Consider the following 11,082-nt stretch of genomic DNA (forward strand, 5'->3'; position numbering starts at 1 on the left):
CACCAGAAGCGCTTCTACGGCCTGGACTTCGACCCGGACACCGAGGTGCTGGTCACGGCCGCCGCCACCGAGGCCATCGCGGCGGCGCTGCTGGCGCTGCTGGAGCCGGGCGACGAGGTCGTGGCGTCGGTGGTGTTCGACGTCGGGAATGCGACGATGCTGCCGTTCCTGGTCAGCAGGGAGGAGCTGACTGCGCGCAACAGCCTCACGTCGGGGGCCGAGGCGGTGACGAACCTCGCGGGGCCCTCGCTCGGCGGGGCGTTGGTGCAGGCGGTCGGGGCGGCGAGTGCCATCGTGGTGGATGTCGTCAGCTATCTGATATCAGCGCTCTTGTTGCGGAATGTGCCGCGGCCGCCGAAGGCCGTGCGGGACGCGGGCCCGGCTCAGCGCGGCAGCGTGCGTGCGGCGGTTCGCGAGGGGTGGCACTACCTCATTCGTGAGCCGATTCAGCGGGCGAACCTGTGGGACGCGACCGCCATGAACTTCATCTGCGGCGCGCAGATGGCCCTGACCCCCCTGTTCCTGGTGCGCACGCTCGGCCTGGGCCCGGCGTGGGTCGGTGCCATGATGGCGGCCGAGGGGTTGGGCAGCCTGTTCGGTGCGTCCCTCACCCCGCGTCTGACGCGGCGCATCGGTAGCGGACGCGCGTTGCTCATCGCCTCGCTGACGCTCCCGTTCGGGTTCGCGCTGATGCCGTTGGCCGGGCATGGCTGGGGCGCCGGGGTGTTCGCGCTGGGGAACGCCGCCTTCGCCGCGACGGTCGTGGTGGCGAGCATCGTCACCCGCACCTACCGGCAGACCGCGACGCCGACCGAGTTGCTGCCGCGGGTGATGGCGACGGTGCGGGTCCTCTCGTGGGGCGTGATCCCGGTCGGCGCGCTGGCCGCCGGTGCGGTCGCCACCTGGTACGGCCCGCGCGCCGCGCTGTGGTGCGCCGCCGGGGCGACGCTCGTGGTGCCGGTCGTGGTCCTCGCCAGCCCGATCCGCACCCGCCGCGACATCACCGTGGGCTGATGGCGGGGGAAGGCGGGAAGACGACTACAGCGCCACCCCGAGCAGCGCGTCGCTGATCCGGCTGATCTGTCCCGGCGCCGCCGTGTTCCGCACCACCGTGTTCCGCGCCGCTGTGTCCCGCACCGCCGAGGCGTCGGCATCGGCGTCGGCGTCGGCGTCCGCGGCCTCCTGCCGCGCCGCCCAGGCGTCGATCGCCTTCAGCGCGCCGGGCGCGTCGAGGTCGTCGGCGATCCGCTCGCGCACCGCGGCGAGCACGTCGTCGGCCGGGACCCCGTCCGGGCGGGAGACGGCCGCGCGCCAGCGGGCCAGGCGGGTCTGGGCGGCGTCCAGGTCGGCGTCGGTCCACTCCCAGTCGGTGCGGTAGTGGTGTGCCAGCAGGGCCAGGCGGATGGCCATCGGGTCCACGCCGGCCTGGCGGAGCTTGGAGACCAGGACCAGGTTGCCCTTGGACTTGGACATCTTCTCGCCGTCCAGGCCGACCATGCCGGAGTGGACGTAGCTGTGCGCGTAGGGGCGCTGCCCGGTGATCACCTGGGCCTCGGAGGCGCCCATCTCGTGGTGCGGGAACGCCAGGTCGCTGCCGCCGCCTTGCAGGTCGAAGCCCATGCCCAGGTGTTCCAGGGCGATCGCCGCGCACTCGATGTGCCAGCCGGGGCGGCCGGGCTTCAGGCCGGCGGCGCGCGCCGCCTCGCCCGGTTCCCAGGACGGTTCGCCCTCGCGCTCGGCCTGCCAGAGCAGGCAGTCCAGCGGGTCCTTCTTGCCGGGGCGGCCGGGGTCGCCGCCGCGTTCGCCGAAGGTGGCGAGCATCTCCGGGCCGTCCAGGTGCGCGACCGAGCCGAAGGCCGGGTCGGCGTGGACCGAGAAGTAGATGTCGCCGTCCACGTCGTAGGCGGCGCCGCGGGCCAGCAGCTTCATGACCAGGTCCACGACCAGCGGGATCGACTCCACGGCGCCGACGTAGTGCCGCGGGGGCAGGATCCGCAGCGCGGTCATGTCCTCGCGGAACAGCGCGGTCTCGGACTCGGCCAGGCTCACCCAGTCCTGGCCGGTGGCCAGCGCCCGCTCCAGCAGCGGGTCGTCGACGTCGGTGACGTTCTGCACGTAGGACACCGGGTGCCCGGCGTCCAGCCACGCGCGCTGGATCAGGTCGAACGTCAGGTAGGTGTTGGCGTGGCCCATATGGGTCGCGTCGTAGGGCGTGATACCGCACACGTAAATGCGGGCCGCCTCGCCGGGGGCCGCCGCCGGCGTGGGCACCAGGCCCTGCGCGGCAGTGTCGTGGAGCCGGACGGCGGGGCCGTGACCGGGCAGTTCGGGGACCTCGGGGGCGGGCCATGCGTGCATGCGGATGATCCTATCGGGATCGGTCCGGACAGTGCCGGGTGCGGGTACGGGGGCAGGAGTCGATGGCGGCGCGGAGCCGCTGCCTGGGGCAACAGAGCCGGGGGTGGCGTTTGTTCCGGGCGCCGCGGGTGATCGAACGGTGGACCGGGCCCGTCTCAGCGGAGTGCGCCGCCGGTCTCAGCCGACGGTCCCGCGTGACCAGGCGGTGAGAACCGGCCGGTAGCCGCAGCGGCTCCAGAACGGCCCAGACAGCGGATTCGCGATCGTGTAGTGCAGAAGGACCGCGCCCACACCGGCGGCGTCCAGTTCGGCGTGGACGTGCCGGGCCAGCGCGCTGCCGATGCCGCTGCCGCGCTCGCCGGCCGCGACGGCTCCGCAGGTCAGATAGGCCGCCGGGGCGACTCCGATGGTGTGCGCGGCCCAAGCGGCGTGGCTGGGCGGCTGGATCGCGATCAGCCCGGCCACCTCGCCGTCCCGCTCGGCGACCCAGGCCTGCTTCTCCTGGCCGCCGACGGCCTGCGCGACCTGCTCGGCCACCCGTTCCCGGGTGGTCGGCCGGATCGAGGTATGGCCGAACTGCACCTCCCAGTGCAGTTGCTCAGTCCACAACCGCGCCATCGCGTCGGAGTCGGCGGGCCCGGCGCGGCGAACCACGACATCAAGGTCCGGGGCTGGGGTCGGGTCCGGAGCCGCGTCGCCAACGAAAGCGCGCCCGGCGAGCCGCACCGCGAGCGCCGACTGCGGCACGAATCCCCGCTCGATCAGAGCGCGCGACACCTCGGTGTCCCGCGACGGCCAGGTGACGGTGGCGATGCTGTCGGGACCGGGCCGGAAGCAATCCTGCGCGGCCCACAGGTCCAACAACTCGGCGAACGCCTTCGGCCCGTCGACCTTCGGCGCCAGCTTGCTCTCGTGGGCCGCGGTGAACAGGTAGCCGAAGGAAGCCTGATCGACAGCCGTGTTCCGCACCAGCGCCACGCCGCCGGGGCAACTCAGCACCACGTCCGCGGCGGCCGGCTTCGGCAGCGGCTTCGAAAGGGCCAGGATCGGATCGACGGCGTCCCGGCGGGCCTGATGCGCCGCCAACAACTCCGGACTTTGACTCGTTTCGAGAACACTCATACTTCGAGAACACTCATATCTAGAACGGCGGCCAGGGCACCGGTCGCCTTCTCCCCTCTGGACCCGGAATGGTGTCGGAGTCCAGCAGTTCCCTGATCCGCTCGCGCGTGGCCGCCACCTCTTCGGCGTCCAGCAGGCCGGCCAGGCGGCCGCCCAACTCCCCGGAGCCGAGGTCGCGGTCCAGCTTCGCCAGCACCTCGCGGACCTCGGCGCCCAACGGCTCGCCGCTGAATCCCCACAGCAGGGTACGCAGCTTGTCGTCGACGTTGAAGGTCAGGCCGTGGTCGATCCCGTAGACGTGGTCCGGTTCGGCGGTCCCGACCAGCAGGTGCCCGCCCTTGCGGTCGGCGTTGTTCACCACCGCGTCGAAGGCGGCGATGCGGCGCAGCCGTTCGTCGGCCTTGTGCGCCAGCACCGCCGGGCGGCCATCGCTGAGCTCCACCGACAGGACGGGGCGCCATTGGGACCCGGCGGTCTCGGCGGTCTCGGCGGGGTCCTCGTCGAAGTCCTCCGGCAGCAGGGCCAGCAGGTCGTGGTCGTCCTCGTCGGGGGTGTCGATCCACAGCTGGCACATGCCCGGGCCCCACGGCCCCTCGCGCATCACCGTCGGCGGGACGATGCGCCAGCCGGTGGCCTGGGACAGCTCGTAGGCGGCGACCTCGCGGGCGGCCAGCGTGCCGTTGGGGAAGTCCCACAGCGGGCGCTCGCCGGCCACCGGCTTGTGCACGCAGTTCAAGGTGACGCCGTTCAGCGCCACCGAGCCGTAGAGGGTGGCGTTGGAGGCGTTGGTGATCCGGCCGGTGATGGTCAGCTCGCCGGCCGTCAGCACCTCCAGCACGGCGGCCGGATCGAGATCCTTCTGCTCGGCCGCGGCGTCCGCTCCGGGGGTGCTCAAGCGGCGCGCCGCCGGTAGCCGTTGGAGCGCGGGCAGACGTGGCCGTCCGGGTCCAGCGGCAGCGAGCAGAACGGGCACGGCGGCCGGCCGGCCGACACCACGGCCTTGGCCCGGGAGGTGAAGGCCCGGGCCTGCGCGCCGGTGAGCCGGACCACCATGGTCGGCGGGCCGTCGGCCTCCATGTCGCCCAGCGGCGGCTCGCCCTCGCCCTCCATCGGCGCCATCGCCTCGATCACCACCCGCTGGGTCTCGCCGTCCCAGGCCAGGGCCAGGGCCGCGACCCGGAACTCCTCGAAGACCGGCTGTTCCAGCGGCTTGTCGTCGGCCAGCTCCAGCGGGGCGATCGCCGGGACCGGGGCGGCCCCGCCGGAGCGGCGCACCACCTCGTCCAGCAGATCGTCCAGCCGTTCGGCCAGCGCCTCGACCTGCTCCTTCTCCAGGGCCACCGAGGTGATCCGGCCGCCGGCGTCGGCGGCTTGCAGGTAGAAGGTGCGGTGCCCGGGAAGGCCGACGGTGCCCGCGACGAACCGCTCCGGGGGGTCGTAGACGAAGAGTTCCCGTGACACCGTGTTTCCTCCTACAAGCTTCGCGCTCAGGGCCTCGTGTGGGCCCGGCAATCAAGCCTATGCGTTCATGCGTTGTCGGCGCCCGCGCCGCCCCCCACTGCGGCGTCCGCGTCCGCTGATGGCGAACGCTCGGCCGGGGGCCGGTAGGGGGCCGGGTCGCCGCCGACGTCGTTCAGGCGCACGACGAAGGGCCGCAGTTCGGTGTAGCGCACGGCCGTGACCGAGCACGGATCGCAGGTGATGCGCTGGAACTGGTCCAGGTGCAGGCCCAGCGCGTCGGCGGTGATCGCCTTGATGACGTCGCCGTGCGAGAACAGCGCCCACACCGCCTCCGGTCCGTGTTCGGCCTCTATCAGGGTGTTCCATTCCCGCACCGCGGCCACCGCACGCGCCGACATGTCGGCCATCGACTCGCCCTCGGGCCCGGGGAAGCGCGCGGCGGACGGATGCGCCTGCACGACCCTCCACAGCGGCTCCTGGGCCAACTCGGACAGCGGCCGGCCGGTCCAGTCGCCGTATCGGCACTCGCCGATCCGCTCGTCCAGGTGCACCGGCACGCCTTCGCGGCCGGACAGCACGGTGTCGGAGGTCTGTCGGCAGCGCTCCAGCGGGGAACACACCACGGCCGACAGCGGCACCTCGGCCAGCCGCTTGGCCAGCTCGGCGGCCTGCTGCTCGCCGCGCTCGTCCAGGCGCACACCCTTGGTCCAGCCGGCGAGTACACCGGAGCTGTTGGCGGTGGTGCGGCCGTGGCGGATCAGAAGTACCAGGGTCACAGCCTCACCCTACGACCTAGCCGGCGCGGGCGACGGGTCGGGATTCGGCCGGGCCCGCCGGCCTGCGGGATAGTCGGGATTCGGCCCGGCCCGCCGGGCTGCGGGATAATCGCCGGCATGATCGTCGACTGCGCGACCTACCGTGACGGCCGCCGGGTCTCCGCACCCGAGGACCTGTCGGATGCTTTGGAGGAGGCCAGGAGCTGCGGGGACCCCTCGGCGTTCCTGTGGCTGGGACTGTTCGAACCGGAGCCGGACGAGCTGGACCTGGTGGCGCGCGAGTTCGGGCTGCACCCGCTGGCCGTCGAGGACGCCGTGAGCGCGCACCAGCGGCCCAAGCTGGAGCACTACAAGGGATCGACGTTCCTGGTGTTCAAGACGCTGCTGGAGGCGGACCCGCACCACCCGTTGCAGCTCGGCGAGATCTCGGTGTTCCTCGGCGAGAACTTCGTGGTCACCGTGCGGCACGGCCCGGCCAACCCGCTGAGCGGGGTGCGCAACCGGGTCGAGGACGAGCCGGAGCTGCTGCAGATCGGGCCGAGCGCGGTGCTGTACGCGATCGCCGACCTGATCGTGGACTCCTACAGCGGCTACGCGCAGCTGATGCAGGACTCCATCGACGCCCTGGAGACCGAGGTCTTCTCCCCCGGCCGCGGCGACTACGGCGGCCCGATCTACGCGCTGAAGCGGAACGCGATCGTGTTCGCGCGCGCCGTGGTGCCGCTGGTGCTGCCGGCGAAGGCACTGGTCGCCGGGCAGGAGGAGCGGATCGCGAAGGAGACCGAGCCGTACTTCCGGGACGTGGCCGACCACGTGTTGCGCGCCACCGACGCCGCCCGGGAGTGGAACGAGCTGCTGGACCACATGTTGGACGCGGACCGGTCGCGGGTGTCGGTGCAGCAGAACGACGACATGCGGCGGATCTCGGCGTGGGCGGCGATCCTGGCGGTGCCCACGGCGATCGCCGGGATCTACGGGATGAACTTCGACGACATGCCGGAGCTGCACTACCACTACTCGTACTACATCGTGCTGGGAGTCATGGCGATAGCGTGCGTGACGCTTTATGTGCTGTTGAAGCGGGCGAAGTGGCTGTGAGCGGGGTTGTGGGCGGCACGCCGGTGCTGCCGAGCGAGTTGGTACTGACGCGTTTTCCGGAGGATCCGCGGGAACAGCTGCGGGCCTGGGACGCGGCGGACGAATATCTGGTGCGACAGCTCGGTGCGGGTGCGGACCTGTCCGGGCGGGTCGTGGTGTTCGGTGACCGATGGGGCGCGATCACGACCTCGCTGGCGGCGGCCGGGGTCCGAGTAACACAGATCTCTGATTCGTATCTGGGTCAGCAGGCGACGGCCGAAAACCTTTCCAGGAACGGTGAATCGCCAGCCGACGCGGTTCTCGCGACGACAGTCGAGGACTTCTCCGGACCGATCGATCTGCTCCTGGTCCGGGTGCCGAAGTCGTTGGCGCTGTTGGAGGACCAGCTGTGGCGGTTGCAGCCGTTCGTCGGTCCGGGCACGGCGGTCATCGGGACCGGCATGGTCACCGAGATCCACACCTCGACGCTTCAGGCCTTCGAGCGGATCCTGGGTCCGACGCGAACTTCGTTGGCGGTGCGCAAGGCGCGACTGATCTTCTGCGAACCGGAGGCCGGCCTGGCCCGGCCCGACAATCCGTGGCCGCTGACGTATCGGCTGCCGGACGGCATCGGGGTCGCCAGCGGACGTCCCGTGGTCAATCACGCCGGAACGTTCTCCGCCGATCACCTGGACATCGGCACGCGGTTCCTCCTCCAGCACCTGCCGAGCCGGTCCGACGCGGCGCGCATCGTCGATCTGGGGTGCGGCAACGGGGTCGTGGGGTTGGCGGCGGCACTGGCGAGTCCGAAGGCGGCGTTGACGTTCCTGGACGAGTCGTACCAGGCGGTGGCCTCGGCGCGCGCCACGTTCGCCGCGACGTTCCCGCCCGGCACGCGGAACGCGGAGTACCGGGCCGCGGACGGGATGGCCGGGTTCGAGGCGGGCAGCGTGGATCTGGTGCTGACCAACCCGCCGTTCCACAGCCACCAGGCGATGACCGACGCGACCGCGTGGCGGATGTTCACCGGGGCGCGGGCAGCGTTGCGGCGCGACGGGGAGTTGTGGGTGGTCGGGAACCGGCACCTGGGGTACCACGCGAAAATGAAGCGACTATTCGGGAACTGCGATGTGGTGGCCAGCAATCCGAAGTTCGTGGTGCTGCGCACGGTCCGCATATGACGAAGCTGTTCGCGTACCCCGGCTACGCCCGTTTTTGGGGCGCCGACACGGTATCGACGTTCGGGACCTACATCACGACAGTGGCGATGCCGACGCTGGCGGTGGTGGTGCTGAAGGCCAGCGACACGCAGGTGGGGCTGCTCAACGGGGCGCGCTGGACGCCGTATCTGCTGTTCGGGCTGCTCGCCGGGGTAGTCGCGGACCGCTATCGACGCCGCCCGATCCTGGTGGCGACCGACCTGGTGCGCGGGACGCTGCTGGCGGTGGTCGCGGTACTGGCCGCGGTGCACATCGTGAACATCTACGAGCTGACCGGCTTCGTGTTCGTGTTCGGAGCCCTGTCCCTACTCTACGACGCGGCGCACCAGTCGTATCTGCCCCGCTTGGTACCGCCGGCCAGCCTGACCGTCGCCAACGCGCGCCTGGAGCAGACCACGGCCTTGGCCCAGACCACCGGGCCCTTCCTCGGTGGCTCCCTCGTGGCGGCGCTCGGCGCTCCACTGTCGATGGTGATCGACGCGGTGTCGTACCTGGCCTCGGGCCTGACGCTGGCGACGATCCGAGTCCCGGAGCCGGTGCCGCACGCCGAGTCGCGGAACCTGCGGAACGAACTACGCGAAGGCCTCAGGTTCGTCTACAAGCAGCCGATCATGCGCGCCTACGCACTGACACTGCACGCACGCTTCTTCTTCGCCAGCATCATCGGAACGGTCTTCACCCTGTTCGTCCTGCGCGACCTGGGCTCCGGCTCACCCCGCGCAGCCTTCGGCCTCGGCCTGGTCCTGGCAGCCGGCGGCGTCGGCGCGGTGATCGGCAACGGCATGTCCCAACGCCTCGGCCGCGACGGCGTCGGCCGCATCATGGTCGCCGAACGAGTAGCCGAACCCTTCGCCTGGTCCCTGGCCGCCCTGGCACTCAACGGCGCCGCGGGCTGGGCAATGGTGGCCGGCGCGCAGTTCTTCGCCTGGCTGGCACTGGGCGCCAGCGGCCCGAACGAGATGGCCTACCGCCAATCGGCGACCCCGGACCGCTTGCAGGGCCGGGTCAACGCAACGGTCCGCTCACTGAACTGGGGCACCATCACCTTCGGCGCCCCGATCGGCGGGCTGCTGGCGCAGCACCTGGGGTACCGGCCCGCGATGTGGGTCGGGATCGGCGGGATGGCGGTCGCCGGGGTGATCGCGCTGCTTTCGCCGATGCGCAGGGCCCGGGTGACGGAGGTTTTGGCGGACAGTGGGGAGGCTGGTGCCTCGGAGGCCGGTACTGCCGAGACTGGTACTGCTGCTGAGACTGGTACTGCTGCCGGGACCGATGCTGCCGAGGTCGGCGCTTAGTCCACCATCACCAAGTGCTCCGCCTCAGCAATGACATCCTCCGGCGTGGGCGGCTTAAGCAGCAGCTCGGCGATCCGCGCCTGCCCCGGATCGCCGGCAGCCTCGATGGCGGCCACGGACTCACGGACGTCGTAGCGAGTGGTCCGAAGCTGAACGTCAGGCCCGAGCAGCGCCCAGTAGGCCACGCCCGGCTCGCCGCGGTGGAAGGGCAGCCCCACGCTCCCGGGATTGATGCTGCGTCGGCTGCCCACCTGCCGATCGAACTGTAGGTGAGTGTGGCCGGTGACCAGGATGTCCTCGTCGATGCCCGCGGTCATCTCGCCGAAGCGCTCCTCGGAGGTGCCGGGGGTGACCGCCTCGTTGTCGCTGCGGGGGGAGCCGTGGCAGAAGCGGACCGGGCCCAGTCCCTGGACGTCCACGACCACGCTGAAGGGAAAGGACCCGACGAAGGCCAGTGCCCCGGTGCCGTGCCGGGCCGGCACCCACTCCTGCCGCGGGTTGGCCGGGGTGTAGGCGCCGGTGGTGATCTGCCGGACATAGCGCTCGCTGTTGCCGCGCACGCAGACCGCGCGCCGGCCCAGTCCCAAGACCGCCGCGACCGCGCCGTCGGGGTCCACGCCCCAGGTCAGGTCGCCGTTGAAGACCACCAGGTCGGCCGCGGCCACGTCGGGTTCGGCCAGCACCGCGCGCAGGGCCGGGACGTTGGCGTGGACGTCGGACAGCACCGCGACCCGGCGCACCGGACCGTACCGCTTGGCCTGGCCCTCCCAGGACGCGGGACCGTAATACTCGATGCTGGACATCGTGGGCCTCCCGGGCGGCGAATCGGCTGTTTCCGGGATTCAAGCCTAATCGCGGTCCTGATGGTGGGCGAGAAGTGACCGAGCACTGAGACCGGCGGCGTCGATCTCCCTGATCAGCTCGGTGAAGGACCCGATCTCCGGACCGGTCCAGTCGTCCTCGCGGTCGTGCGCGGAGTTGCGGTGCCAGTCATCGGCGCGCAACATGACCGGCGTCATCCCGACGGCCGCCGCGCCGCTCAGCTCGCGCGAGCCGCCGTCGCCGACGTAGAGGCAGTCGCCGGGGGCCACGCCGAGCCGGTCGCAGACCAGACGGAAGAAGGCGGGGTCCGGCTTCTTGACGCCTTCGACGCAGGAGAAGGCCGCGGTGTCGAAGTACGGCGCGACGGCCAGGCCCGGCCACGCCACGGGAAGTTCGGGCGTGCAGTCGCTGAGCAGGCCGAGGCGGTAGCCGCGGGACTTCAGGGCTTCCAGGCCGGCAGCGGCGTCGTCCCGGAAGACGAACAGCGCGTTCTGTGCCTTCACCCGGGCCGCGCACGCCTGGGCCAGCGCCGCCTCCGAAGGCTCGATCCCGCAGCGCCGGGCCAGGACGCGGAAGGTCTCGGTCAGATCGCCGAGCACCCCGGTGGCCCGTTCCACGAACGAGGTGCTGAGCACGTCGCGCCACTGGCCGGCCGGCAGCCCCAACGGCTCCGCGCTGGCGGCGGCGGCCCGGAGCCACAGGTCGTCGGGGGCGCTGGTGGTGAGGGTGCCGAAGAAATCGATGACGACGGCGGTGAAAGTGGCTGAGAAGGTGGCTGGAAAGGCGGCTGAGAAGGCGGGGCCGGGCTCGGCCGACGGATCGGGCTCCATTTGCGGAGTGTACGGCGGGGCGGGGGTGAGAAGCGCGCCGACCATCAGCACCTCGCACGCCGACAGTCAGTACCTCGCGAACTTCGCACATCGACCATCTACCCCCAGCCCCTCACCCCTC

General features: G+C 71.4%; 11 protein-coding genes. 4 read left to right on the plus strand and 7 right to left on the minus strand.

What is annotated here, in order from left to right:
* The coding region (locus tag IZR01_RS44080) for an MFS transporter (RefSeq protein ID WP_194927300.1) at window positions 1-1,014 on the plus strand (1,014 nt) is incomplete at its 5' end.
* A gap of 24 nt (window positions 1,015-1,038) precedes the next feature.
* Here IZR01_RS44080 and mshC read toward each other — a convergent pair.
* The 5 genes from mshC to IZR01_RS44105 form a co-directional block, all read right to left on the minus strand.
* The gene (gene mshC, locus IZR01_RS44085; protein WP_194898471.1) at window positions 1,039-2,358 is read right to left on the minus strand and encodes a cysteine--1-D-myo-inosityl 2-amino-2-deoxy-alpha-D-glucopyranoside ligase; all 1,320 of its coding nucleotides are present in this window, start codon (window positions 2,356-2,358) and stop codon (window positions 1,039-1,041) included.
* Between the two features lie 177 nt (window positions 2,359-2,535).
* Entirely contained in the window at window positions 2,536-3,480 is a 945-nt protein-coding gene (locus IZR01_RS44090; RefSeq protein ID WP_194927301.1) for a GNAT family N-acetyltransferase, read from the minus strand.
* A 19-nt stretch (window positions 3,481-3,499) separates the two neighbouring features.
* On the minus strand, window positions 3,500-4,375 hold the full coding sequence (locus tag IZR01_RS44095; RefSeq protein WP_228555820.1) for an SCO1664 family protein: 876 nt from the start codon (window positions 4,373-4,375) through the stop codon (window positions 3,500-3,502).
* A complete protein-coding gene (locus tag IZR01_RS44100) occupies window positions 4,372-4,941 on the minus strand; it encodes a DUF3090 domain-containing protein (RefSeq protein WP_194898473.1) in 570 nt (189 codons plus the stop codon). Before IZR01_RS44100 ends, IZR01_RS44095 begins: the two co-directional genes overlap by 4 nt.
* 65 nt (window positions 4,942-5,006) lie before the next feature.
* Window positions 5,007-5,717, minus strand: a complete 711-nt coding sequence (locus IZR01_RS44105; RefSeq protein WP_194898474.1) for a histidine phosphatase family protein — start codon at window positions 5,715-5,717, stop codon at window positions 5,007-5,009.
* Window positions 5,718-5,834: 117 nt separating this feature from the next.
* Here IZR01_RS44105 and IZR01_RS44110 point away from each other — a divergent pair, with 117 nt between their 5' ends.
* The 3 genes from IZR01_RS44110 to IZR01_RS44120 are packed head-to-tail and all read left to right on the plus strand — an operon-like array spanning window position 5,835 to window position 9,309.
* Window positions 5,835-6,815, plus strand: a complete 981-nt coding sequence (locus IZR01_RS44110; protein WP_194927302.1) for a magnesium and cobalt transport protein CorA — start codon at window positions 5,835-5,837, stop codon at window positions 6,813-6,815.
* The gene (locus IZR01_RS44115) at window positions 6,812-7,975 is read left to right on the plus strand and encodes a methyltransferase (RefSeq protein WP_323747274.1); all 1,164 of its coding nucleotides are present in this window, start codon (window positions 6,812-6,814) and stop codon (window positions 7,973-7,975) included. The genes IZR01_RS44110 and IZR01_RS44115 overlap by 4 nt, the downstream gene beginning before the upstream one ends.
* Complete coding sequence (locus tag IZR01_RS44120; RefSeq protein WP_194927303.1) at window positions 7,972-9,309, plus strand: MFS transporter; 1,338 nt, start codon at window positions 7,972-7,974, stop codon at window positions 9,307-9,309. Before IZR01_RS44115 ends, IZR01_RS44120 begins: the two co-directional genes overlap by 4 nt.
* Here the strand turns inward: IZR01_RS44120 and IZR01_RS44125 are convergent.
* The gene (locus IZR01_RS44125) at window positions 9,306-10,112 is read right to left on the minus strand and encodes a metallophosphoesterase family protein (RefSeq protein WP_228555822.1); all 807 of its coding nucleotides are present in this window, start codon (window positions 10,110-10,112) and stop codon (window positions 9,306-9,308) included. The two genes, IZR01_RS44120 and IZR01_RS44125, sit on opposite strands and share 4 nt — an antisense overlap.
* A gap of 45 nt (window positions 10,113-10,157) precedes the next feature.
* Window positions 10,158-10,961: an HAD family hydrolase gene (locus IZR01_RS44130; protein WP_194927304.1), complete on the minus strand. Its 804-nt coding sequence runs from the start codon at window positions 10,959-10,961 to the stop codon at window positions 10,158-10,160.
* Window positions 10,962-11,082 lie beyond the last annotated feature (121 nt).

The sequence above is a fragment of the Catenulispora pinisilvae genome, from assembly GCF_015356865.1.
GTDB lineage: Bacteria > Actinomycetota > Actinomycetes > Streptomycetales > Catenulisporaceae > Catenulispora > Catenulispora pinisilvae.

Bases quoted from the DNA above. Each gene is read 5' to 3' on its own strand.
- IZR01_RS44120 (WP_194927303.1), top strand. From the start codon at position 7,972: ATGACGAAGCTGTTCGCGTACCCCGGCTACGCCCGTTTTTGGGGCGCC.
- IZR01_RS44090 (WP_194927301.1), bottom strand. From the start codon at position 3,480: ATGAGTGTTCTCGAAACGAGTCAAAGTCCGGAGTTGTTGGCGGCGCAT.
- mshC (WP_194898471.1), bottom strand. From the start codon at position 2,358: ATGCACGCATGGCCCGCCCCCGAGGTCCCCGAACTGCCCGGTCACGGC.
- IZR01_RS44110 (WP_194927302.1), top strand. From the start codon at position 5,835: ATGATCGTCGACTGCGCGACCTACCGTGACGGCCGCCGGGTCTCCGCA.
- IZR01_RS44125 (WP_228555822.1), bottom strand. From the start codon at position 10,112: ATGTCCAGCATCGAGTATTACGGTCCCGCGTCCTGGGAGGGCCAGGCC.
- IZR01_RS44130 (WP_194927304.1), bottom strand. From the start codon at position 10,961: ATGGAGCCCGATCCGTCGGCCGAGCCCGGCCCCGCCTTCTCAGCCGCC.